The organism is Dyadobacter sp. 3J3, from assembly GCF_009801115.1.
Classification (GTDB): Bacteria; Bacteroidota; Bacteroidia; order Cytophagales; family Spirosomataceae; genus Dyadobacter.
The window spans coordinates 57,933-83,326 of the sequence record NZ_VTOL01000019.1; the positions used below are offsets into that span (position 1 = coordinate 57,933).

A 25,394-nucleotide genomic window follows, 5' to 3' on the forward strand; every position below is an offset into this window, starting at 1 on the left:
TGGATAGTGGTAATTCTTGTAATGGATGCCGATGATTTTTGTCTTTAAGTCAGATAACTTCTCCTTTATCTTGTTGTTAAATAATGGTATTAGTTAGAATCAACAAGCCGACAACGATTTGGAACTTACGAAAAATCCATTATTCAGAATTTAATATTTAGTAGACTAAAAAATGGGAAAAATCTGTTTTGGGTATAAAAAAGTCTGTTTTTGTCAATTTTATTTTCTCGTTCAATTTTAGTTTTGTCACTGCATTAGATAACAGTGCTCAGGGCGGAATCCAATTATCTCACAAAAAATTAAAGCAAGAATTTCAATGCATAAAATACACACTCAACCCGGTGAAGATGTAAATTTTATTAATCTTCCTCCTGTTGTTTTTGGAACAAGCTGCCTGGGCAATATCTATCAAGCCACGAGTTATGAGGAAAAACTGGCAATCGTAAAAGCCTGTGTTGAGAGCTCACCTGGGAAAGCAGTATTCGATAGTGCCGGAAAATATGGGGCGGGCCTCGCTTTACAGTCGTTAGCGAAATGTCTGGATACTTTAAATGTGGATCCGGAAAATGTACTGATCAGCAACAAACTTGGTTGGTATCAGGTACCTCTTACCACGCCAGAACCAACTTTTGAGCCGGGAATTTGGAAAGAGTTAAAGCACGACGCGGTACAAAGAATTAGCTATGAGGGGATATTGGCTTGTTTTGATCAGGGGAACGATTTGCTGGGCCCATATAGCTCCCAACTCGCCTCTGTACATGATCCGGATGAATATTTGGCCAGAGCTCGTAACAAGGATGAAGAAAATGCCCTGTATCTGGATATTCTTGACGCCTACAAAGCGCTGGCTGAATTAAAAGCTTCCGGCAAGATTTTAGGCATTGGCGTTGGTGCCAAGCAGTGGCAGGTTATTGAAAGGATTTCAAAGGATGTAAAGCTGGACTGGGTAATGATTGCCAATAGCCTCACACTTCATGACCACCCTCAGGCATTAATTGACTTTACGCGCAAACTCTGGAAAAAAGGGATAACAGTCATAAATTCAGCCGTTTTTAATGGTGGTTTTCTGATCGGAAGTGACTATTACAATTATCACCTGATTGATAACGATACAGAAGACGGAAAAAGCCTCTATGCGTGGCGTGCTAAATTTTGGGCAGTATGTGAGCTGTTCGATATTACACCCGCACAAGCCTGCCTGAATTACGGCTTTACAATTCCTGGCGTCAGCAGTGTGGCTGTAAGTACGAGCAAGGCGGCCAAAGTAAAACAGAACATAGAGATGGTTACTAAGGAAATACCCTATGATTTTTGGAAGACATTACGCAATGAAGGCCTGATCGATACACTTGATGAGTAATTAACTTTTTGAAGTACATTGATCCATATTCTAGGGTGCAGCAATTGTTTTGTTGCGAAAACAAAAGTGACAGCAGCCGTTAGTTGAATTTTAATGATGTAGAACGAGATTGATGAAAAATACCAAACCAAAAATATTCAAGCGTTTTTGTAAGACGATGGAGCTAAGACAAGACAGCGCTTTGATTGACACTTACAGGAAAATTCACGCCCGGGGAGCTGCCTGGCCTGAAATCACCCAAGGCATGAAGGAGGTGGGTATTCTGGAAATGGAAATTTATCTTTTAGGTACGAGGCTCTTTATGATCATGGATACCGAAGTTGAATTTGATCATGACAAAGCCATGGCGGAACTAGGCAGCAAACCGAGGCAAAGCGAGTGGGAAGCCTATGTGTCACAATTTCAAAACGCAGCAACAGAAGCTTCTGCCGATCAAAAATGGCAGCTTATGGAGCAAATTTATAAAATGGAATAACATCTTTACACAAGCGTCTATCAGTACAAATGTGTTTCGAGGGATTTGTAAATTTCATTTTCGAATAATTAAAAGTAAAACAAGCAGTACCTAAACGACCAAGACCAATCATATGACCAGAATAATATTTTATGCCGTTATGCTTTGTTTTTGCATGATGAGCACCATTATGGCGCAGACAAAAGCTCCGGATGGGGTTGGCCCATTACCATCTGAAAACCAGATGCGCTGGCAGGAAATGGAATATTACGCTTTTATACATTTTTCAACCAATACTTTTACAAACCAGGAATGGGGATATGGTGAAGCCGATGATGCCAAACTCTTTAACCCTACCGATCTGGACTGTGACCAGTGGGCAAAAGTATGCAAAGATGCAGGTATGAAAGGAATCATCGTCACGGCCAAGCACCACTCCGGGTTTTGCCTGTGGCCAACTGAAACCACCGAATATTCCGTAAAAAACAGTCCATGGAAAAATGGTAAAGGCGATATTATTGGCGATCTGGCAAAAGCATGCAGGAAATACGGACTGAAATTGGGAATTTATATTTCACCATGGGATAGAAACAACCCAGCTTATGGACTGCTCGATCCGGACGGAAGCGCGCCTTATGTAAAGAATGTTTTTCGCAAACAAATTGAAGAATGCCTTACCAAATATGGTGATGTTTTTGAAATATGGTTTGACGGTGCAAACGGCGGCGATGGGTATTACGGGGGAGCAAGAAACAGCCGCAAGATCGATAGGAACACTTACTATGACTGGAAAAATACCTACAAGATGATCCGGGAGCTTCAACCTAAAATCGTTATCTGGAACGACAACGGTGACAGGGCTGATCTTCGTTGGGTGGGCACAGAAGGTGGTTATGTGGGTGCAACAAACTGGAGTCTGTTAAATGCCAAAGGGGACGTTCCATATGATATGCTGCACCACGGTGTAGAAAACGGCGATTCATGGGTGCCCGGTGAAGTGAATACCTCAATCCGCCCGGGCTGGTTTTATCATGAATATGAAGACAGCCGGGTGAAGACATTGCCGGAGCTGCTTAATATTTATTATAGTTCCTTTGGCCGGAACGGAACGATGCTGCTTAATTTTCCGATTGATAAAAGTGGCCGGATCCATAAAACTGACGAGAAAGCGGCACTGGAACTGGCCAAAGCGGTTAAAGAAGCTTTTGCTGTGAATTTGGCTGAAAAAAAGAAAGTAACCGCATCGAGTGTTCGTGGCAATGCCAAAGAATACGGAGCCGATAAGGTATTAGACGGTAATAAGGATACCTATTGGGCTACGGATGATAATGTCAAAACGGCTTCAGTGGTAATAGATTTTGGTAAACCGACAACCTTCAACCGCTTTCTGGTGCAGGAATATATCCGCCTGGGGCAACGCGTAAAATCTTTCAAACTGGAAGCCCTTGTCAATGGCCAATGGAAAGAACTGAAAGATCAGATGGTAACTAATGGCACCGGCACCACTACGATTGGCTATAAGCGCATAATTGGGTTTCCGACAGTGCAGGCGAGTCAGCTCCGCTTTACGGTTACCGATTCGAAGGCATCTCCGCTGATCTCAAATATTGAAGTATATAATGCTCCGCGAATATTAGACGCCCCTGTTATCACACGTGGAAAATCGGGAGAGATCAGTATTGATGTATCTGATAAAGAATCGCAGGTTTTTTATACCCTGAACGGTAGCGTTCCGACGGATAAGTCAAAAAAATATACCGGGCCGATTGAAACGGAAGGAAAGATACAAGTTCGTGCTATTGCGCATGACCCTGTTTCCAAAAAAAGTAGCCCTGTAAGCCAGCAGCAATTTGACATTTCCAGAAAAGCATGGAAAATTGTTTCTATGGATGATGAAAAGGTGAACCGTATCATCGACGGGAACCCGGATACGGACTGGTTCCAGCCAAAGAACAAGAAATTACCAGCCGAAATCGTCATCGATTTGGGGAAAGAAGAAAATTTGGCAGGATTTCGGTACCTTCCCAGCCAGAGCAGGAACGCGGGGATCATTAAAAATTATCAGTTTTCAATCTCAGTAGATAATCGGAAATGGAAACTTGTGGACGAAGGAGAATTTTCCAATATACAAAACAACCCATTATGGCAAATCAAGAAGTTTGAACCAACAAAGGCTCGTTATATCAAATTGGAAGCCGTTCGAAATACGCAAGGTGATGACGCAGCAGGTTATGCTGAACTGGACATCATTACAAATTGATTATCCAAAAGTTCCTGAGTGAAAGTTTGGTTCAACCCAATGTTTTTAAATACTATGACTGATCGTAAAACAAAGCTGGCCATTATTCTGATTACTTCCCTGTTTTTCTTATGGGGCTTTGCATTGAATCTAAATCCTATTTTAATCCCGCATCTTAAGAAAGCATGCCAGCTTAGCGACTTTCAATCTGCCCTGATTGATTCTGCGTCTTATATTGCATACTTTCTCATTGCCCTGCCGGCCGGGATTTTCATGAAAAAATTTGGTTATAAGGCCGGTATTACCCTGGGGCTTGTGTTGTTCGCATCCGGGACTTTTCTTTTTTATCCTGCGGCCGAAACGCGTCATTTTGGTTTCTTTCTTGTAGCTCTTTTCATTATAGCCAGTGGATTGACATTTCTGGAAACAGCGGCAAATCCGTACATTACCGTTTTGGGTGATGCTGATTCGGCCACACAGCGGCTAAACTTTGCACAATCCTTTAATGGATTGGCGGCATTTCTGGCTCCTTTAATGGGTGGTACTTTTATCCTTTCAGGAAAAACCTTATCGGGTGAGCAGCAGCAAGCCATGAGCTCGGTACAGCTGAATGAATATCTGGATATGGAAGCTGCGTCGGTGCAGATGCCCTTTGTGATCATTGGCATTGTCGTGTTGCTGGTGGCCGTGCTGATCTGGCGTACACAACTGCCGGAAATTCAGGAAGAAGAGGAAATAGAAGGTGCTGTAAAAGGCTCAATTTTCAGTGAAAAGAACCTGCTTCTAGGCGTGGCCGCCCAGTTATTTTATGTTGGCGCTCAGGTTTGTATCAGCAGTTTTTTTATACGTTTCGCTGGTCAGGTGGCTGGTATCGAAGAAAAAACGGCAGCGTATTTGTTGTCCGGGGCCTTTTTAAGCTTCATGATCGGACGCTTTATAGGAACTTATCTGATGAAATTTATTGCTCCCCCGCGTTTGCTTGCAATATATAGTATGATCAATATCGTCTTGCTGATTGTGGCTATTACCACTTCCGGGATGGTTTCTTTATATGCGCTGGTTGGTGTTCAATTTTTTATGTCCATCATGTTCCCGACAATATTTGCACTCAGTATTCGCGGCCTCGGGGCAAAAACGAAAGTTGGCTCTTCACTGGTGATCATGTCCATCGTTGGCGGCGCAATATTTCCCGTAATCATGGGCCAGGTTTCAGATATTTCGTCTATTCAGACTGCTTACATCGTACCGGCAGTCTGCTTTCTTGTGGTTCTGTATTTTGCGATCAAAAACAATAAAGTCAGTACGATTAAGTTAGGTGCTTCGCATTGAAGGATATATCTTCTTTCTTTTGCGTAGTTAGAGGCTTAAAACCGCATTTGATGCGGGCGAAAATCAAGGAAAATTAAAATATTACGACTTAGAAATATGAATACATTAGTTTGTGTAACGCCGGGCGAATTCGCTTACCGTGAAACCGAAAAGCCGGAACTTACCGCGGGACAAACCATTATAAAAATCAAAAGAATTGGTATTTGTGGAACTGACCTCCATGCGTTTGAAGGAACACAGCCTTTTTTTAGTTATCCCCGGATTCTTGGGCATGAGCTTTCGGGAGAGATTGTGGAAACAGATGGTACAAGTGAATTTTCAGTAGGTGAAACCGTAACATTTATCCCTTATTTCAATTGTGGCAAATGTGTAGCGTGCCGTACTGGTAAGCCTAACTGCTGCGTAAAAATGCAGGTTTTTGGGGTACATATTGACGGCGGAATGTCTCAGTACGTATCTGTTCCTACCTATTCCCTTGTCCATGGCCAAGGGCTCAGTGATGATGCGCTTGCTTTGGTAGAGCCGTTGGCGATTGGAGCACATGGCATAAGAAGGGCAGGAGTTACCGCTGCTGATACCGTTCTGGTGGTGGGGGCCGGGCCCATTGGGTTGGGTACGATGGAATTTGCCAGAATAGCTGGTGCCAGAGTTATTGCACTGGATATCAACGATGGCAGACTTGAATTCTGTCGCACAAAAATAGGGGTTGCGCATACCGTGAACGCGCTCACCGAAAATGTGCATGAAAAACTTCAGGCGCTGACCCATGGCGATATGCCAACCGTTATTGTTGATGCAACAGGGAATTTGAAGGCAATCAATACCGCATTTCAATATCTGGCTCACGGAGGCACGTATGTACTGATTGGTCTGCAAAAGGGAGAGATCAGTTTTAATCACCCCGAGTTTCATAAACGTGAATCCACCTTGATGAGCAGCCGAAATGCAACCAGGGAGGATTTTGAGCATGTAATCCGAAGTATGAAGGAGGGATTGATCGATCCGACGACTTACATAACACACCGCGTTAGTTTTGGAGAAGTTAAGAACGAATTTAAAACCTGGCTTGATCCCGCGAATGGTGTGATAAAAGCTATGGTATCCATGGAGTAAATGCTTAAATGGCGCTAAGTAAACTTATTCATCAATAACAGATTGGTGCCATATTTATGCAAAGTTTGATGATAAGTAAGGAGTCTGATTCAAGACTCCTTACTTATCATCAAAAAATATCCAATGATTATTCTGTTCGAATGGATTTGACTGGATTCGCGAGCGATGCTTTAATGGCCTGAAAACTTACGGTGAAAAATGCAATCAATAAAGCGATAGCCCCTGATAGCAAGAAAATCCAAAATGGGATATCAATGCGCTTGGCAAATCCTTCAAGCCATTTATTAATTAGTAACGTGCCAATGGGGATCGATAGCACAAAAGCAATGGCTACCAGTATCAAAAAGTCTTTTGATAGTAAATATAAAATAGACATATCTGAACTTCCCAGAACCTTCCTGATCCCTACTTCCTTAGTCCGTTTGGAAATAATAAATGAGGACAACCCAAACAGCCCTATAGCTGCGATGAATATACTAAGCAGGGAAAACACTTTTACGATCGTGCCGAATTGAACTTCATTTTGATATTGGCGATTGAAGAAGTCATCCAGAAAAAAGAATTCGATCGCATTTTCAGGAAACATTTTCTTATAGGTATCTGTAATAATGTTTACATCTGTATGGACATTCGTAGCATTGAGCGAAACAGAAACGTAATCATTTCCCCATGGAATAAAATACAGAATCAAGGGAGTCTTGCTTTTCTTAAATGACTCCTGCTGAAAATCCTTGATAACGCCAATCACTTTTTTAAGGTCCAGGCCTACCTGAATCTCTTGATTGAGTGCATTTTCGGCAGAATCATAACCAAGAACCTTCAACGCCGTTTCATTAATGATCACCGTGTTCCCATAATCAGAAATTCTTTCCTTAGAGAAGTTTCTGCCGACAACAAGGTTAATGCCGTAACAAGGTATGTAATCATCATCCACAGAAACAATGCTGAAAATACTTTTCTCATAGTCCGATGCTTCCTTTCTTTTAAATTCATTTGTCCAGAAAATTTCTTTTCCAGGCACTTCTGAGGACGTCGCGATTTTTATAATAGAGGGATATTGCAGCAAGGCATCTTTAAAGGATTGTATCTCATTTGAGTAGCTACCACTTCTGAGAATTTTTGGGGCTCGGATAATCAATTTATTATTGATGGTAATCCCCAGTTCCTGCTCCTGCATGAAACGGATCTGTTTCCCGATAATAAGGGTACCGATAATTAAAAGGATTGAAGCTGTAAACTGCAAAACAACCATCCCTTTCCTGAATTTCTCTCCTGCGCCGCTTTTGACAAACTTGCCCTTCAAGGCACTAATCGGTTGGAAAGAGGACAAAACGAACGCGGGGTACAACGCCGACAAGAATGTTCCGGTCACAAGGATCAACGTGACGGGGATCCAGAATGAGCTTTGCTTGAAAAAGTCCGATGAAATATCTTTTCCTACCAATTCATTAAAATACGGTTTAACGATGAACAGAAGAATCGCTGCAATCCCCATCGCGCCTAAAATCAACAGCAGGGATTCAAAGAGAAACTGAAAAATGAGCTGCGACTTGCCCGATCCCATCACTTTTCGTATACCCACTTCCTTTACTCTTTCCATAGCTTTAACGGTGGAGAGATTAAGGTAATTGAGCCAGGCAATGCCGATAATCAGGAACGCAATAATCAGGATAAAAGAGATGAGTTGCGCGTTCCCATTCACATCCATTTCGGAGAAAATGTTGGAATGCAAGTGAATATCCCTGATGGGTTGTAAAACGAATTTCTGTATGTTATTTGATTTTAACATTTCCCTGCCAATGTGTTTGTAGAGAATGGTATCCATTTTAGATTGAAATTGCGAGATATCAGTAGCGGGCCGTAATCGTACATAATTATAGAAGTTTGTCCAATACCAGGCACCATGTTTGAACTGGGCGTTGGTAAGGAGCTTTTCAATTGAAAACAGCAGATCAAATTGAATGTGGCTATTTTTAGGAAGGTCTTTCACAACGCCCTCTACAATATAATCGCCGCCCTGCCACTCTGTCGTAAGCGTCAGTACTTTCCCTAATGGTTCTTCATTTCCAAAATATCTTTTTGCAACGGACTCGGTGATGACTACCGAATTCAGGTTTTTTAACACTTTATCTTTATCACCTTTTACCAAAGGAAAAGAGAACATGGAAAAGAAACCGGAATCGGCGTAAAAGCCCTTGCGTTCAAAATTACTGATGATAACTCCGTCTTTCTGGTATTTGATCATTCCATCCGCCCGGTGCAGGCGTACATAGTCCCGTACCTCTTCATAGGTTTCTTTGAGTTCAGGCGATTCGCCGTAATAACTGGTGGCGCTACTGTTTTCAAAAGACCCGCCATGATAATTATCCAACCGGATTCGATAGACATTCTCGCCGTGGAAATTGTCATAATTCAACTCAAAACTTGCATATTGAAATAACAGCAAGGAAGCTGTTACCCCTAACCCAAGACCCAGTAGATTAATAATCGAGTACACTTTGTGCCGGATTAAATTTCTATAAGCGCTGATTATATGATTGCGTAGCATCGTTAGTTTTTATTGAAATTTTTATTCAACATATACTCCACCTGGGAAACAGACTTCATTCTAATCCTATGGCTGGTAAATATATCTCAAATATAAACTATAAACTTAGTTTTCAAACTTTCGATGTCATTTATACTAAACGTGATCAAATGAGCAGGTTAAAGTAATTTTTGCAAAAGTGGGCAGTAGGTAGGATGGAAAGTGCAATAATCTGCATAAGCAACTAGTCTTCATCAGGGAAGTCCTGCATATGTTTTCGATAGAGAGCAGGTGGACGTCCCGTTAATTTTTTGAATACGCGTGAAAAATGGGAGAGGCTTTCGAAACCAGTCAGGACTGATATTTCGGAAATGGATGCAGGACTCGTTGCCATGATATGAATAGCCCTCTCAACCCGTGCATCATAAATAAAGTTGAGCGGACGCGTGCCGGTGTGTTTTTCGAAAAGTCGCGAAAAATATTCCGAATTCAAATTTGCCCTTTCTGCCAGTATTTTTACTTTGAGAGGGAGATGAAGATTAAGATATACAAAACGCATTGCGTCAAGAACCTTTGCCGGTGTGATTTTGACATCCTTTGTTTGGAAAATCTCAGGAACTGTAAAGCGAGATAGTAACTGAAACAGAATCCCCTGAGTTTCTAAAAAGTCTGAAAATCTTTGCTGGTTATTTAGCTCCTGATATTGTTTGTAGTAAATATTTTTTTCATAAACTTTCGGGTTATCAGATCGTTTGATTCCTCTCCCCGGATTGATATCGACCAGCCTGCGAAAGTTAATAGAATCAATATCGCTGGCCTTTACCTTATGAATAAGCCTGACATTAGAAAATAACGAAGTTCCGTCCGTTGACTCTTCGAAAAATTGTACGAAATATTGGCTGAGACGGTTTTCGCAAACCAGATTGCAAAGCGTGTAGGCAGGAATGATATATAAATAGCCTGATTCGAGGGTCAAAGTTTTGGTTGTATCAGAAATCGTCCCTTCCCCTGCATCAATGTAATAGATGCGGTGGTATGGACTTATAACATTTTTGTAGTTCCAGCGGGAATCCAGTTGAACATAATCTGTATTGAGCAGGGATAGCGTCTGTTTTATAAATCGTTTATTCATTTTTTCATGGCAAAATTGACTTAAATTTAGAGAAAGACTTTTTTATTTGGAAATTACAAACTACTATGCAAAATGACACTGCATTTTGTCCCGTCGATTTGCGTTTTAAAAGAGCATCTTTACCCTTGTTATTTTAACCTTTCATTTTGAGTGTTCTGCCAACATCCATAATAATGCTTGAATCTGTCAGTCTGCTGCTAAATTCGAATTAACACCGGTAACCAGGTGAGTCAAAAAGTGTGGGTTCAAAAATTTTGGGCTAGTTGAGAACAGTTATAAAATGATCATTGCAAGAGTTGGGAACAACTATTAATGCAAGTAAAATTCAGTAAATAACTAAATCTCCTATACTTTTTTTGCTTTCCTTCTGTATGATAAAGCCAAACGTTTCCACCGCCAGTAATCTGAATTCATGGCTCCTGTCGTTACTCAGCAGTAATGACGGATGTAAAAAAATGTATTTCAGAAGCTCATGCTTTGCTTGCTATGTTGATTCGTGTGGCAGGAATTCGAAGATTAGCAGGTAAGTCAACAATTATTTTTTTTTTAAGACGGTGGTGGTTAAGTAAAAATTCGCATTGCTTATGCGACCATACCATCTTCTTTTTTTAGAAGCCGGATCCCAGGAATCACAGCAGTATGAAAACAGACTTTACTTTCCGAAACGAATAAATTTCTGGCAAGAAAGTCTGCGCTGGTTTTGGCTTTAAAAAAAGTGAAACCAGTTACAACCAATTGAAATAGAAGCGGGTCATAAGAATATGATTTCAGAATGAAAAACTGATTTCTCCTGAATTATTCCCAATTCCTAATATTAATCTATATGAAAATTTCAAAAACCGTTCTTCAAGCCCTCGCCGTAGCTGTTATTGTTACCTCTGTTGCGGCCTGTACAGCTGATGGTGTGAATCCGGAAAAGGAGAAAACAGCCAAAACAAAACACATGGATCCTTGTCCTGCTTGTGGTATGGGTTGATCCCTGATCGAATGACTATTTTATGCAAAAAATTTTTACTTCCGTTGCTTGTAATCTGGATACCAATATTTTGTTGGCTGCATTACCGCTTTTCGAACAGGATAAAATCCAGGCGCTGGAATGGTCATTCGACACTTTATTTAAATATGAAGAAATTCCGGACTGGTTTACTGATCTGGTCCTGGAATTCAGCAAGAACAACAGGTTGATAGGTCATGGAGTATATTTTTCTCTTTTTTCAGGAAAATGGCTGCCAAGCCAGCAGGAATGGCTGGAAAAGCTAAAAATTTTCACCTTGAAATTCCGATTTGATCATATTACGGAACATTTCGGATTCATGACCGGATCAGACTTTCATAAAGGTGCTCCGATAAGTATTCCTTTTACTCCGGTAACACTTGCACTGGGAAAGGACAGGCTTAATAGAATACAGGATGCCTGCCAGTGTCCGGTTGGGCTGGAAAATCTTGCATTTTCTTATTCTATTGAAGAAGTAAGAAAACACGGTAATTTTCTTGATCAATTAACCGACGAAATCAACGGATTTATTATCCTTGATCTTCATAATCTATACTGCCAGATTCATAATTTCGATATCACATTTAAGGATATCATTCACCTCTATCCTGTTGAAAAGGTCAGAGAGATCCATATTTCGGGAGGAAGCTGGGATGAGCGTTTAATAGGAAATGGTAAACAAGTCAGGCGGGATACACACGATCAGGCTGTGCCACAAGAAGTTTTTGAACTGCTTATAAATACAATTCCTCTGTGTCCGAATCTTAAATATGTGGTGCTAGAACAGCTGGGGACTGCATTGGGCTCAGCTGAAAGCCGGATCATGTATCAAGAGGATTTTCTGAGAATGGATGCTATTGTTAAAGGAGCAGAATTCAATGCCAGTGGACACAATACTTTTATGCCTTTGTACAAGACAAACCTGCAAGCCACTCCTTTAGAAGATCTTAATCTTTATAAACAGCAACAGCAATTATCTCAGATTCTGGAAACTGCTGTTGATCTGCATCAGGCCCAAAAGTTACTTTCTTTATCAGACCTGAGAAATTCTGCCTGGAATGTAGAAAACTGGGAGCCCTACATGCTTGAAACCGCTATGTCCATCGCGCAAAAATGGAAAAATGGTTTTGACTAGAAGGTTTTCCTGCTTATTGCCGTTAGAGAATCGTAATACAGGGCGGGGCTTTCAGCAGTGGGTGTTTTAATGATAACTTCGGCCTATATTCCTGTACTTTTAATTATCTTAAAAAAATGGTACCATGGCCTTAGAAGTGGAAATTTCAATGAAACGGACCAAGAAAATCCGATACGGAATCAGTGGACCATAATACTGAAATTTCCATTTAAGTAGTATCGACGATCAAACTACATGAATCACTGGTCCGGATTCTTGCATTTTCAAATGTCCAAAAGAGATCAGTTCATGACCAAGTTCAGAGAGGCTTTGCTCAAATTCAGAAGTGAAATCTTCACTGACAGCAACCAGCAGTCCACCACTGGTCTGCGGATCGGCAAGGATATATTTTTGCTGATCTGTCAACTCTGAAATTTTATGTCCGTAACTGTTCCAGTTGCGCTGTGTTCCGCCGGGGAAGCATTTCTGGTTCAAATAATAAGTCAAACTGGCAATGACGGGTATTTTGTCAAATTCTATTTCTGCATGCAGCCCACTTCCTTCACACATCTCGCAAAGATGGCCCAGAAGGCCGAAACCTGTCACATCTGTCATTGCTTTTACACCTTGCATCTTTCCGAATAACTCACCCAGTTTGTTTAGGGCAGTCATACTTTGAAGGGCAATGGCCGCGTCGTCTGGCAATAGCAAACCTTTTTTCTGAGCAGTTGAAAGGATTCCCACGCCGAGGGGTTTTGTCAGATACAGCCTGCAGCCTGAGGTGGCTGTTGAATTTTGTTTGAGCTCGGATATATTAACCATTCCGCTCACAGCCAGACCGAAAACCGGCTCGGGACAGTCGATGCTATGGCCACCTGCCAGGGTAATACCAGCCTGAGCGCAAACAGCCCGTGATCCTTCCAGCACTTTTTGTGCAACTTCCGGAGGCAGTTTATCGATGGGCCAACCCAAAATAGCGATTGCCAGTACTGGTTTTCCACCCATTGCATAGACATCGCTTATGGCATTGGCGGATGCAATCCTGCCGAAATCATAGGCATCATCTACAATGGGCATAAAAAAATCGGTGGTTGATATAAGTGCGGTTCCGTTACCAAGGTCCAGTACAGCGGCATCATCGCGTTTATCGTTTCCGACCAGAAGCTTTGGGTCAGTCTGATGCGCTATTGGGCTATGAAGTATTTTGTCCAGAATGGCCGGGCTGATTTTACAGCCGCAACCTGCTCCGTGGGAGTATTGCGTGAGTTTTATATCTTTGGTATCCATGTTATAGTAGTGGGGCAGGGGTGACCGTATTTAAAAAATTCAGGATCTGAATGGCATTCATAGCTGGATCCAGGTATGCGATTTCCATTGAATGAATATGGTCTGGCTGCCGTTTGGACAGACTGGTACGGTAGGTTTTATCATAATAAACTAATACAAATCTGATAAAATCTTCCATTCGGTTTTCTTTAATGGCTGCTATTGTATTTTTAGTTTGTAAAGGTCCCAGCCTCTTTTGAATTCTTTCCGTACAGCTGATCAGAAACTCCTTATCCAGTTGCCCATATTCCGTTACAAGATTTTTAACCCTTTGATCCGGGTCAACAATCAGATCGATTAAAACGGCCTGGTTCATTTGTTTCCAGAAATTGTTTGGAATGGAAAGTTTTCCGATGTTATGGCTTTCATCTTCCACCCATATAAAGCGTGAAATAGTGAGGCCTTTTAATTGATAAGCCAAATTGTTTTCAAATTGCTCCTGGGTAGGCTGTACCATTTTATTCATCGTACCAAAGGTCGATCCCTGATGCCGGGCAAGCGCTTCAAGATCGATCATCTGTTCTCCTGAGTTTTGGAGTTGTTGTAAGATCCTGGTTTTACCGGAGCCTGTCATACCACCTAAAATAAGCAGTTGGTATGATTTTTCAAACTGATCCAGGACCCACCTTCGGTAGCGCTTATAGCCACCTTCTATCAGGTAAACTTCGAATCCATAAAGATCAAGTGCCCAGGCCATAGCGCCGCTGCGCATTCCGCCGCGCCAGCAGTGCACCGCTATTTTTTTGTCAGGTGCTGCCTGTAATGCCTGCTTTATAAAGCCCGACCACTTTGGTCCGGTTAGATCGAAACCCAGCAGAATGGCCTGTTCCCTGCCAATTTGTTTGTACGTTGTCCCGACAATGACTCGTTCCTCATTACTGAAAAGTGGTAAATTAAATGCTCCTGGTATATGTCCATGCTCAAATTCAGCGGGTGTTCGTACATCGGCAAGTGGTACGTCTAGCTTGAAAAAATCACGAATTGTTATGGTTTTAATCATTTTATTTTTGAAGGCGTAATCGCTTTGTATTTTTTAGAATCAAAAAAGGTAACAGCAGCCTTAATCATAACAGGGAAAGTTGACAAAGCCTTTCCTTCTGTCAGTTCATTGGGTAGCCTTTATCGATCCAGTTTACTTTGAGATTTTGAGATAGATTTAACAATTTATGATTCTTAAATCCCATCTGGTTAAGAAGTGTAAATGCAGGACGTATGTTGGGACAATCCTTGAAAGGGCAGCAGCCACAATAGATTATCACGTTTCTTTCCTTAGGTTCGTTCAAAAGCATTTCACGCAGCCCTTCAAGATTTTCTTTTTCTTTGGCAGGGTTGGCTGCAATTGCTCCTTTAATCAAACCGGAAGGGCCGATACTGATGATCAAAGGATGTTGACTCGGATCTGCTAATATTTCGGCCAGGTTCCTGGGTTCCATGAGCTGAAATGGATTCCAGGGCTCTTGTTTGCTCATTATAAAACTGACAAAAACTAAGGCTGAAAAAGCAGCATAAAATAGAATTGATTTTTTGTTTTTCACGGGTATAATGTTAAAGTACTTTGATTTTCTACGCGACGCGGTTTTGTTTAAGTGCCTAGTGATCTAACCTGTCTCTGCGGCACACCGCCAAACATCTGTTACTGATTAAATCGTTGAGCACTTTATCGGCTTGAAGACAAAATGGCCCTGGAGCTACATGAAAACGCGTTTACTAATAAGATCAGCCACTCTTTGTCTTACTATTCTGAACAATTCAACAATGAATCAGATCCAATACCAGACATGGGAGCTTAAGTAAATCTAACAAAATTTGTTTGACCCTGGACTATATTAAGTTATATATACTGTCGCTGATTGTATATAGTTCATTATCAAAGACCTTCAAAGGGGAAGGTAATGAGCTGTCAGCTAAGGAAAAAGACAATGGTTGAAAACTGATTTGGTATGGCTGAACAATTACATGCTGGACAAGTTCAGGGTCTGACGGTTTTTCTGTAACAGGCCGACAAATCGATCATGGTGTATTGAAAGAATTGAAAAATGGGAAAGGTATTGATATTCTCACTCCAAAATAATATAAAAAGTTTATCCTGAAAGCAACTTTGAAAAATACGGGAAGGAGCCAACAATGGCATATTATATTTTAAAAACAAAGGAGTTAGCGTACGATCTGATTACAGCATCTTCTGATAAACAGTTTAACATAGAAGGATTTGATACGGCAAAAATTGTTGTAAATGATAACCATGCAAAAGCATACGAACGGAACAATCAGATGCGGCGGACATTTGCCAATCACAGTGAATAAAAAGGATTTCGGATTTAGAGATACAGCAGAAGGCAATATTTTATTGCAGAATCATTGTGGCGAAATATGGTTCAGTGTATTTGCCGAGGCATCAAAAAGCCACCCCGAAATTTATGAGGAAGTTTAAGAAACCATGATATAAATGCTCTATTTTCCTAGCGGTGCGCGCGCTCCCTGCCAGATATAAATCTGGTACAAGTGGTAAAAATGTCAAAATCTAAAATTTTGGGAAGTGAATAAAGATGGCTTTGGTATAGAAATAGCTTCACTTTGAGTCTGACCGAGAGCCGGACTCGTCTTCAAGAACTCTAACCACTCAGAGAAATAACTTTTAGCTGCGGGCTAAGAGTCTGATTGATTTGAATCAATAAGTATAATTTTATCTTTCAGTAAGGAATAATTTTGTTTTTTATAAAATAATTAATATAATTACATTCCTTAAAGTGTCATTTTGACACATTTTTTTCTTTAATTTTTTTTAAAGAAAACGATACGAGGGACGTATTGAAAATTGCATTTTTCAATAAGTACAAATACTGAATTAAAAGAAGTAACAAATGATTCGTGTATATATGAAGTGGATTTTTTCTTTTTTAATCAACATTGTTGCGTTTAGTGGTCATTCTCAAACGCCACGCGTGCAGAAGCTTTGGTATGACAAACCCTCAGCTGATACCTGGGAAAATGCTTTACCAGTTGGTAACGGCAGGCTGGGAGGGATGGTGTACGGCAATGTGGTAAAAGAAAGGATCCAGCTCAATGAGCATACTTTGTGGTCAGGTGGCCCAAACCGTAACGACAACCCGGACGCGCTCAGGGCGCTGCCTGAAATCCGTCAGTTGATATTCAATGGAAAGCAGAAGGAAGCTGAGAAACTCGCTAATAAATCGATCATCAGTAAAAAATCCCAGGGGCAGATGTTCCAGCCGGTGGGCGAATTACTACTTACTTTTCCCGGGCATGAAACTTACGCCAATTACTACCGGGAGCTGGATATTGAACGCGCTGTTGCAACCACATCTTATACCGTTGATGGAATAACTTACAAACGGGAGGTGCTAGCCTCCTTTCCTGACCGGGTGATTGTGATCCGCCTGACCGCAGACAAGCCTGGTCGCTTGTCGTTTGAGGCGTCCTTTTCTTCATTACACCGCAAAAAGGAAATAAAAGTAACATCTGCCAATGACCTCACGATTTCTGGTACTGCTTCCGATCATGAAGGTGTAGCCGGACAGGTCAGATTCAAAGGAATTACGCGCATTAAAACAGAAGGAGGGACAGTTTCGGCGCACGACAGCTTGCTGGTTGTAAACGGAGCTACTGCTGCGACCATTTATGTTTCAGTCGCGACCAATTTTAAAAACTATCACGACGTAAGTGGTGATGAAAATGCGCTGGCAGCTTCGTATCTGAATAAAGCCTTTACTAAATCATACGTTGCCATTGTTGCTCCTCACGTAATTGCCTATCAGAAATACTTTAACAGAGTTAAGTTTGATCTTGGTGAAACTGAGCAGGGTAAGTTGCCAACGGATGAAAGGCTCAAAAACTTTCGTAATGTAAATGATCCGGAACTTGTGACTTTATACTTCCAGTACGGTCGTTATTTATTGATCTCCAGCTCGCAACCGGGAGGCCAGCCAGCTAATCTGCAGGGTATCTGGAATAATAAAATGATGCCGCCCTGGGATAGCAAATATACAATCAATATCAATGCCCAGATGAACTACTGGCCGGCAGAAAGAGCGAACCTCAGCGAGCTGCACGAACCATTCCTGAAAATGGTAGAGGAATTATCACAGACCGGAAAAGAAACTGCAAAAACCATGTATGGTGCCAGAGGCTGGATGGCGCATCACAACACGGATATCTGGAGAGCAACCGGCGCCATTGACGGTGCGTTTTGGGGAATGTGGATAGCAGGTGGCAGCTGGACAAGCCAGCATCTGTGGCAGCACTACCTGTATCAGGGTGATAAGGCTTATCTGGCGAAAATATATCCGGTTTTAAAAGGAGCCGCCACATTTTATGCAGACTTTCTGATCGAACATCCGAAATATCACTGGCTCGTGGTTAATCCCGGAAGTTCTCCTGAAAATGCACCCGCTGCACATGAAGGTTCTTCCCTCGACGCAGGAACGACGATGGATAATCAAATCGCGTTTGACATTTTTAGCAGTACAATCCGGGCAGCCGGCATTTTGAAAAAGGATGTCGCGTTTGCAGATACGCTAAGAGCGATGCAGAAGCGTTTGCCGCCGATGCACATCGGTCAATATGGTCAGTTGCAGGAATGGCTTGACGATGTGGATGATCCAAACGATCACCACCGCCATGTGTCGCATTTATATGGCTTATTTCCTTCAGACCAGATCTCGGCCTATCGGACACCGGAACTGTTTTCTGCTGCCCGCACAACATTGATGCACCGCGGTGATGTGTCGACCGGATGGAGTATGGGCTGGAAAGTGAATTGGTGGGCCAGATTACAGGACGGTAATCATGCTTATACGCTGATCAAAAGTCAGCTTTCTCCACTGGGTACAACACGTGAGGGCGGAGGAACTTACAACAACTTATTTGACGCACATCCTCCTTTTCAGATTGATGGCAACTTCGGCTGCACATCCGGTATCACTGAAATGCTGATGCAAAGTGCTGATGGAGCCGTTCATTTACTTCCCGCACTTCCTGATGTTTGGCAGGCTGGTAATATAAGCGGTTTGCTGGCACAGGGTGGTTTTGAACTGGTAAATATGCAATGGACAGGAGCAAAGTTGACCCGTGCAGAGATCAAATCGAAGCTTGGGGGCAACCTTCGTCTGAGAGTGCCCAATGCGCTCAAAACAGCAGCGGGAGCGGCATTGCACAAAGCATCAGGCCCCAACGCGAATCCTTTTTACACAACACAGGAAAGCTTATCTGCTGTCATATCGCCAAAAGCAAAAAAAGAAACACTCGTACTTAAGGAAACTTTTCTTTATGATTTGCCTACCCGGGCAGGGCAGGTTTATGTATTTGTCTCCCAATAAAAGAAAGTTGAATTATAACAAAGTTGAAATTTTATAAATGATATGTAAGCGATTTGCCAAGGCCGTTTTGACAGCACGCTGCGTTGTTTCTTACAATTTCGTAATCGCATAGACTACAACATTGGTCAATCCCATTTTGAATGGTTTCTATCCGGATCCAAGTGGGGTAAAGGCCGGCGCAGATTATTATCTTATAAACTCCACTTTCCCTTATTTTCCTGTAATACCGGTCCTTCATAGTACAGATCTTAAAAACTGGAAGCAAATTGGGAATGTGGCCAACCCGTGCGTTACAGATGGATTTTACGAGAGAAAAATAAGATACGATAACCGGTGTCACTTTCTGGAATGTTTCCGATAAATCAACCTGACTGGACAATTTCCCCGTTCCCAACCGAAAGGATTGCCCACTTTTGTTCGATCAGAATTTAAAGCCTAAGGATGCTTTTAAAGGTGTGGTTAATTTTTGATCTCCCATACCCGTTAGAAAATAGTAAAATGAACTAAATATTCCTTATTTAAATCGTATTTCATAACATAGATTATCCACGTTGATACTGGATTGAACGTTATTACTTTTTTAGGATTTCAAGCAAAATTTCAGTCACTTTATCAGGCATTGATAAGAAAGGACAGTGGCCACTATCGAGTATATACGTATTGGTTATTTTCGCAGCTGCAACCATTTTTTTCTGATTGTCAAATCCTATTGCATGATCTTGGGCAGTATGGATATAGTATTTATTGACTTTGCCGAATTTAGGCTCGGTTAAAATAATTTTGTCTGCAAAAGGAATAGCCGGTTCTATTTTATACCGTGCCACTAAAAGCTGTTTGACAGCAGTGGAGCCATCCTGACAAAAAATATCCACAATATTTTCATGCTTTACATCAAGAGTCAGTTTATCAGCAGAGGGAATTAAATTGGGCCCCAAAAGACTGGTTGCGTCCTGTAAAGCAATATCAAGTAAAGATTGCCCGTCGGCTGGAAGAAATGCACCAATAAAAATCAGTTTTTCTAATTTATCCGGAATTTGTTCTGCAACAGCCGAAACAACCATACCCCCTAAGCTATGACCAACCAATATGACTTTTCCATTTTCTGCATTAATTGCCGAAACAACTTTGTCTCTATATACATTTAACGAGACAGCATTGGCCGGTGTATTATCATCACCATGAGCTGGAAGCTGTACAACAATAACTTTTTGTCCATTCTTTTCAAGACTTGATTTTACTTCATCCCAGACATACGCCGACTGCCAGGCGCCATGTACTAAAATGAAAGTTTTGACAGGCTGTACCACTGGATCCTGATCATTGCCAGAACATCCGGTCAAAGAAAGGAGCATTACCATTGCCAACAAAATAAACTTGCCCGCAGGCATGTTAATTTTTAGTGACCGACCGGAACTGCAGTCAGGAGAAGTTGTCTCGTTTTTCATTTTTCTTTTGGTTTAAAATAAAGCGTGAATTGTTATAAACCATACAACCAGATATGATGCAGTGCAGCCGTCCAAATAAAAAATCTCTGGATGCTCAGGATAAATTGCTACCCCTGAATGATAGTTTTGAAAGCCCGGATCGGAAAATTATTTAGGACAATTATTGTAAACCAAGACACACGAAATTTGTTATTGGATGCCTGTTATTTTAAATCAAAGCTACGAGCTTGCTAAGACTTTTTAAATGTATAAACTAATGATTGACTTATATATTCAGGGGAATATTGGCTGGAGAGCGCATCAATATGGCAAAATGAGGTGCGATATACAATAGTTCCAGGAACTCGTGCACTTCAATTTATTCAGTATCAGTCAATGACCGGATTATTTTTCGAAAAGCTGTAAATTATCATTCGAATATTTTACCTTATTTTTTGAATTCATTTTTACTCAGCTAAGGAAATATAAGAGATCAGATAATAGAACGACCAACCCAGAAATCCAATAATCAATATCCAGAAAAGAGCCGGAATGCTCTGAGGTGTCTCACTGCCTGTAATCAGGAATTTCTTCTGGTCACCTTTTCCGTAGGCATTTATCATCAATGGAACAATTCCGTCAACTACATCATTTTCGCTGATACCTTCAATTGCAACGGCCGGTCCGTTTTTTACTTCAAAAGGTATCAGCCTGATACCCTCCTTGCCAGTAGGATCTTTGCTGATTATTTTAAGCGTATGTTTTCCATCAACCATTTTGCGGGTATCAAGCTCGAAATTCACCGGAGAAATAAATTCCCCGACTGGCTTTTTATCATCATCCAGGAAAATGAAAATAGTGCTTTTATCTTCCATCATAAGGGTTGGTCAGGATAAGCCTTTTAATATGATTTTCTGAGGATTCTCCGGGTTTTACAAGCCATTTTACTGAATAGAAAAGTGTCAGTATGACGATGGCTGCGGCTGATGTAATGATCAGGTAATCCCAATTGCTTTCCGGACCGGCGCCATGGGTTATGCCACGTAATATTTTGGGCTGTCGCTGATCGCAAACCGGACAGGCGAGCGAGGTCAGCCCTATTAAAATAAATAAGCATAGTATCAGAGGCTTTTTCATTGTTGTAAGTTTTATCTCGGGAAAATTAATTTTTCGCTTATTGATTTGGAAGTTGTTGAATTGCCTCCATTAGTTTTTTTACTTCGCTGACGCTGACTTTTCTGGCACTGTTCCCCCAGGAAGTCCGTTCATGGTTCATAATGGCAGCAATTTCTTCCGGTTTCAAACCAGCGTTTTTACCTACTGCGGGCATTACACCAAATTCTTCCCGTGCGTCATAACCGTTCATGATAATAGTCAGCATCAATTCAGGATTTTCATTCAGGACAACCGGGCTCCCTTTTAACGGGGGAAATGCACCTTTCAGACCTTCGCCGTTTTGCTGGTGGCATGCCTGACAATGCGTTGCATAAAGTGCCGATCCGTCCAGCCCTGCGTCATTGTCCGCATTGCTACTTTCCGGGTTATTTTTTACTTCCTTTTTATATAAAAATCTTCCCGCTACTCCATCCGGTAATTCCGTCTGAACGAGTGATTGCAGGTAAGCAACAAGCTGTAAGGCCTCTTTTGTAGCCACCACAGATCCTTCCTGATCCAGATACTGCGCCGGAACGGATACTACAACGTCTTGTTTTGAAGGCTCCTTTTTTGTTTCAAACAGCCATGAGTAAGCAGGCATAATGGATTCTTTTACGACAATACGCGGATTAAATAAATGAACAAGATTCCACTCCTTGCTGGGCTGGCGCGTACCCACAGCGGTAAGATCAGGTCCGGTTCGTTCTGTTCCCATCAGGGTCGCTGTGTTTCGCCATAGATCTGTTCTTTTATTGACAGCATAATCGGCCGCAATGCTGGGCCGTTTTCCCCACTTTTTGTCCATGTCCACATTTCGGACCTGCTGCGTGTGGCAGGCTACGCAGCCATTGGCTACAAAAATTGCTTTCCCGGCCATTGCATCATCACTTAGAGCCTGTTGGCCTGGTAGCGGTGCGTTGTTTTTATCATTATTGACTGCCGGTATCAGGGCGACAAAAACTGTCAATATTAGAAATAACAGGAAAGCAGCACCAAATAAATTCTTATGATTATCAAAAAAATCCATATTGAAGAACGTAAAATTTAGGGTATCAGTGGATCGTATCTTCGTGGGCAAGCACCTCAAATGCTGTCTGGCGAATATCAATTACACCACTGCTTACCAACATTTTGTAAATATTATAGGCAAAAAATAAGTGGGACAACCACATCAGGCTTCCGCCGATTGCCCGCCATAGCCAGAAAGGTGCCATGAAAATAACGCTGTCAATAAACGGTTTTCCTTCCATCCACATCAGTCCACGCAGCGTGCTTCCATACATCAGTGGAATTGTATAAAACAAAAGTCCTATCAGTGCCAGCCAGAAATGTGCACCGACGGTAGTGTGCGGCGGTTCTATACCCGTGAGGCGCGGCAGCAGCGCGTAAATGGCTGCCCATACAAAAAAGCAAATAATCCCATACATTGTTAGATGGGAGTGCGCAACAGTGAAATCGGTAAAATGCCAAAGCAGATTTGTCGACCTGAAAGCTTCCGCCGTCCCTTGCAAAGATCCTGTGAAATAGAACACAATGCCGGTTAAAAAAAAGGGGAGGGTATAGCTGTCATTTATCTTGAACCATGCACCTTTAAATGTCATCAAAAAGTTAGTTGTACCAGCCACGACAGGGATAACCATTCCAACACTGCCTACAATGGCAACGGTTTGAAGCCACCATGGAATGGAACTGAAAACAAAGTGATGGGTGCCGATTGTGGTGTAAAATAATATTTGCGTCCAGAAGGCCAGAATTCCCAGACTGTAAGAATAAATCGGTTTATTAAGCTGCTGAGGCAAGAAATAGTAAACAATGCCCAATGTAAAAAGCATAAACCACATCCCGACTCCCTGGTGCATGTAGTATCCCTGGATGATGGTTTCACCCAGTCCGTTTTGCCAGAAAGGCAAATAGGCCACGACTGTGATGGTAATTCCAAAAATAATTGACGCAACAATGTACCAATTGGAAATATAGATTTCTTTGGTGGTGCGGCTGGCAATTGTTTTAAGGAAATTATATAAGGTCAGGGCCAGTCCTATACCAAACAACAACATTACCGGCCAGATATATTCGCGGTATTCGCCACCACCATTATTAATACCCGACATCAAACAGATCGTTCCAAAAAATACAGCAGCATTAATAAAAATTAACGAATACCAGCCCAGGTTTGTACTGAAAAGTTTCACATTGCTGACTCTCGGCACCACATAATGTCCGAGTCCAAGCATGGCCAGCGATGCCCAACCCCAGAAAACAGCATTGGTATGTACGGGCCGAAGCCTTCCAAAACTCAGCCAGCTGATATGATCGGAGTCTGGAGCTACAAATTTTATACCGATATATTCTCCAACCGTTGTTCCAAAAACAAGCCAGAATGTAGCGCAGCCTATATACCAAAGAATGAGCCTTGTCAGTTCACTATCCACTTTGGGCCGAAGCTGACTATTTTTCTTTCGTGCTACAAAAGTCAATGCGGCTTCATGTACAACATTATTCAAAAGCCCCCTTTCATCTTCTGCCAAGCGTGAACCAGCGAGCTCATTATTTGTCAACTGAAAATCAAGCTGTGTTTTTCTTCTTTTTAAATCTCTTTCCAAAGCTTCACTTTCAACCTTTTTGAGATAAGCTGCGAGCTGCTGCGCTTCACTCATATGCTGCATGTTCCGGTAGCGTTTTATCGCGCTTAATATTTTAAAAAACAATAAAAATATTCCACCGGTTACAGGGATACCTATCAGAATAATGGTGATTATTATGCCTGTATGCCCAAGGAGTGGTACGGATCTGGCAGGTGCCTGCGCAAAAGACGAGGTTTGCTGAAGACAAAAAATTAGTAATAAAATATTGAGTAATGTCTTATCCGTAGGCACTAGTGATTTTTTATTTTCTTTGTTTTTCAAGAACAAACCGATCTGATCGCTAGTCAGGTTGTCAAGATATATAAGGAAATCTTTAGGCTCCTTCTGTTTTTGTGCCTTTCCAAACTGTTTTACAATTTGTTTTGTAAGTACAGCCAGCAGTAATACACAAATGGCAATGCTTAGCACTACCAGCGATGCGAAGCCAAGTATTAACTTTTCACTCGCTATCTGTTGCGGGTATGCTTCGGTAACAAGCAATAATCCGGCGGCCGTTAGCAGTCCTGATTTCGGAATTTTAATTTTACTATTCATGATTTCTATTACAAAACTTGATCTCTTATTCAAATTTTCGACTTGGTAATAAGAGCAGCGAGCCATTTGGATCTAAAAGGTTTCCTGTTCTTACCCGGATCGGACACTTGTAATTTGATTTTCCAAATACTGTTATTTGTCAAAGCTATGATTCTGCAAAGCCTTATTCAATGTATAATCTATGGGTTGAAATGTACATTACTACTTTACGAAACCTTTTTCGTAAAGTTTAATCTTTGTTGCGCATCTCATCCCTGAATCAGAAAACACAGGCTGTCTTCTTTTGCTTCAAGTGCGTGAAGGATATGAACAGGAATTTCAAAGTCATCATGTTTATGAAGGGCAACGCCTGTACCATCCGCTTTGTAAACCACAGATCCTTCCATGACTACGAGTCGGGTGGGGACATCTGTTTTATGTTCCTTCCAGGTCATTCCTTTTTTTAATCCAATTAATATGGCCTTGTAATTTTCGTTCGACTGAATGATTTTGGCTACCGGGATCACCGCGGTTTCCAACTGTTCCAATACTTTTTTAATGATCATCTTCATTTTGTTTAAGCAGTTCGCTTCGTTAATCGGTTATTTTTTAATACGCTTTTTTGTAACAATCCCGAAAATCCTAATGTCCCTTCGCGTTTTACTACTGCGTTTAATTATTAAGCAAATATGCAAATAAAATATTAAAATACCTTTTTATCTTTTATTGTTTT

At 41.5% G+C, this 25,394-nt stretch carries 20 protein-coding genes and 2 pseudogenes; 11 read left to right on the forward strand and 11 right to left on the reverse strand.

From position 1 onward, the window contains the following. Positions 1-316: 316 nt before the first annotated feature. The 5 genes from FZF08_RS28070 (at position 317) to FZF08_RS28090 (ending at position 6,495) form a co-directional block, all read left to right on the forward strand. Positions 317-1,360 carry an aldo/keto reductase gene (locus FZF08_RS28070; protein ID WP_159476984.1) on the forward strand — a complete coding sequence of 348 codons (1,044 nt, stop codon included), beginning with the start codon at positions 317-319 and terminating at the stop codon, positions 1,358-1,360. Between the two features lie 112 nt (positions 1,361-1,472). Then, positions 1,473-1,835, forward strand: coding sequence for an L-rhamnose mutarotase (locus tag FZF08_RS28075; RefSeq protein WP_159476987.1), 363 nt, complete (start codon positions 1,473-1,475; stop codon positions 1,833-1,835). Positions 1,836-1,947: 112 nt separating this feature from the next. Beyond that, the gene (locus FZF08_RS28080) at positions 1,948-4,074 is read left to right on the forward strand and encodes an alpha-L-fucosidase (RefSeq protein WP_159476990.1); all 2,127 of its coding nucleotides are present in this window, start codon (positions 1,948-1,950) and stop codon (positions 4,072-4,074) included. 54 nt (positions 4,075-4,128) lie between these two features. Next, complete coding sequence (gene fucP, locus FZF08_RS28085) at positions 4,129-5,382, forward strand: L-fucose:H+ symporter permease (RefSeq protein WP_159476992.1); 1,254 nt, start codon at positions 4,129-4,131, stop codon at positions 5,380-5,382. A gap of 96 nt (positions 5,383-5,478) precedes the next feature. Then, a complete protein-coding gene (locus tag FZF08_RS28090; RefSeq protein WP_159476995.1) occupies positions 5,479-6,495 on the forward strand; it encodes a zinc-binding alcohol dehydrogenase family protein in 1,017 nt (338 codons plus the stop codon). A gap of 127 nt (positions 6,496-6,622) precedes the next feature. Here FZF08_RS28090 and FZF08_RS28095 read toward each other — a convergent pair whose 3' ends face one another. Together FZF08_RS28095 and FZF08_RS28100 are read right to left on the reverse strand one after the other, a co-directional pair. After that, complete coding sequence (locus FZF08_RS28095; protein WP_159476998.1) at positions 6,623-8,992, reverse strand: ABC transporter permease; 2,370 nt, start codon at positions 8,990-8,992, stop codon at positions 6,623-6,625. A 274-nt stretch (positions 8,993-9,266) separates the two neighbouring features. Further along, positions 9,267-10,154 carry an AraC family transcriptional regulator gene (locus FZF08_RS28100; RefSeq protein ID WP_159477001.1) on the reverse strand — a complete coding sequence of 296 codons (888 nt, stop codon included), beginning with the start codon at positions 10,152-10,154 and terminating at the stop codon, positions 9,267-9,269. Between the two features lie 823 nt (positions 10,155-10,977). Here FZF08_RS28100 and FZF08_RS28105 point away from each other — a divergent pair. Further along, positions 10,978-11,130, forward strand: a complete 153-nt coding sequence (locus FZF08_RS28105; protein WP_159477004.1) for a hypothetical protein — start codon at positions 10,978-10,980, stop codon at positions 11,128-11,130. A 22-nt stretch (positions 11,131-11,152) separates the two neighbouring features. Further along, positions 11,153-12,283, forward strand: coding sequence for a DUF692 family multinuclear iron-containing protein (locus FZF08_RS28110; RefSeq protein ID WP_159477007.1), 1,131 nt, complete (start codon positions 11,153-11,155; stop codon positions 12,281-12,283). A gap of 225 nt (positions 12,284-12,508) precedes the next feature. On the opposite strand, the gene selD is transcribed toward FZF08_RS28110, so the two are convergent. The 3 genes from selD to FZF08_RS28125 form a co-directional block, all read right to left on the reverse strand. Then, entirely contained in the window at positions 12,509-13,549 is a 1,041-nt protein-coding gene (selD, locus tag FZF08_RS28115; protein WP_159477010.1) for a selenide, water dikinase SelD, read from the reverse strand. A 1-nt stretch (position 13,550) separates the two neighbouring features. Further along, positions 13,551-14,588: a tRNA 2-selenouridine(34) synthase MnmH gene (gene mnmH / locus FZF08_RS28120; RefSeq protein WP_159477013.1), complete on the reverse strand. Its 1,038-nt coding sequence runs from the start codon at positions 14,586-14,588 to the stop codon at positions 13,551-13,553. A 100-nt stretch (positions 14,589-14,688) separates the two neighbouring features. Then, positions 14,689-15,057 (reverse strand): rhodanese-like domain-containing protein, encoded by a 369-nt coding sequence (locus tag FZF08_RS28125; protein ID WP_159477051.1) that lies wholly within the window; start codon positions 15,055-15,057, stop codon positions 14,689-14,691. 655 nt (positions 15,058-15,712) lie between these two features. On the opposite strand from FZF08_RS28125, the gene FZF08_RS28130 reads away from it, so the two are divergent. The 4 genes and pseudogenes from FZF08_RS28130 to FZF08_RS31935 form a co-directional block, all read left to right on the forward strand. Continuing rightward, positions 15,713-15,892, forward strand: coding sequence for a hypothetical protein (locus FZF08_RS28130; RefSeq protein ID WP_159477018.1), 180 nt, complete (start codon positions 15,713-15,715; stop codon positions 15,890-15,892). Between the two features lie 557 nt (positions 15,893-16,449). Next, the gene (locus FZF08_RS28135) at positions 16,450-18,924 is read left to right on the forward strand and encodes a glycosyl hydrolase family 95 catalytic domain-containing protein (RefSeq protein ID WP_229216729.1); all 2,475 of its coding nucleotides are present in this window, start codon (positions 16,450-16,452) and stop codon (positions 18,922-18,924) included. A gap of 121 nt (positions 18,925-19,045) precedes the next feature. Further along, positions 19,046-19,241 (forward strand): annotated as a pseudogene (locus FZF08_RS28140) (family 43 glycosylhydrolase); the annotation flags it as partial. A 9-nt stretch (positions 19,242-19,250) separates the two neighbouring features. After that, positions 19,251-19,394: pseudogene (locus FZF08_RS31935) on the forward strand (endo-1,4-beta-xylanase); the annotation flags it as partial. 102 nt (positions 19,395-19,496) lie between these two features. On the opposite strand, the gene FZF08_RS28150 reads toward FZF08_RS31935, so the two are convergent. The 6 genes from FZF08_RS28150 to FZF08_RS28175 all read right to left on the reverse strand — a co-directional run bounded on the left by FZF08_RS28150 (position 19,497) and on the right by FZF08_RS28175 (position 25,227). Continuing rightward, entirely contained in the window at positions 19,497-20,369 is an 873-nt protein-coding gene (locus FZF08_RS28150; protein ID WP_229216730.1) for an alpha/beta fold hydrolase, read from the reverse strand. Between the two features lie 446 nt (positions 20,370-20,815). Beyond that, positions 20,816-21,226 (reverse strand): cytochrome C, encoded by a 411-nt coding sequence (locus FZF08_RS28155; protein ID WP_310590622.1) that lies wholly within the window; start codon positions 21,224-21,226, stop codon positions 20,816-20,818. Beyond that, positions 21,213-21,485: a hypothetical protein gene (locus tag FZF08_RS28160; RefSeq protein ID WP_159477024.1), complete on the reverse strand. Its 273-nt coding sequence runs from the start codon at positions 21,483-21,485 to the stop codon at positions 21,213-21,215. The genes FZF08_RS28155 and FZF08_RS28160 overlap by 14 nt, the downstream gene beginning before the upstream one ends. A 37-nt stretch (positions 21,486-21,522) precedes the next feature. Continuing rightward, positions 21,523-22,530, reverse strand: coding sequence for a cbb3-type cytochrome c oxidase subunit II (locus tag FZF08_RS28165; RefSeq protein WP_159477027.1), 1,008 nt, complete (start codon positions 22,528-22,530; stop codon positions 21,523-21,525). A gap of 25 nt (positions 22,531-22,555) precedes the next feature. Further along, positions 22,556-24,682: a cbb3-type cytochrome c oxidase subunit I gene (locus tag FZF08_RS28170; protein ID WP_159477030.1), complete on the reverse strand. Its 2,127-nt coding sequence runs from the start codon at positions 24,680-24,682 to the stop codon at positions 22,556-22,558. A gap of 248 nt (positions 24,683-24,930) precedes the next feature. Continuing rightward, the gene (locus FZF08_RS28175; protein WP_159477033.1) at positions 24,931-25,227 is read right to left on the reverse strand and encodes a hypothetical protein; all 297 of its coding nucleotides are present in this window, start codon (positions 25,225-25,227) and stop codon (positions 24,931-24,933) included. Positions 25,228-25,394 lie beyond the last annotated feature (167 nt).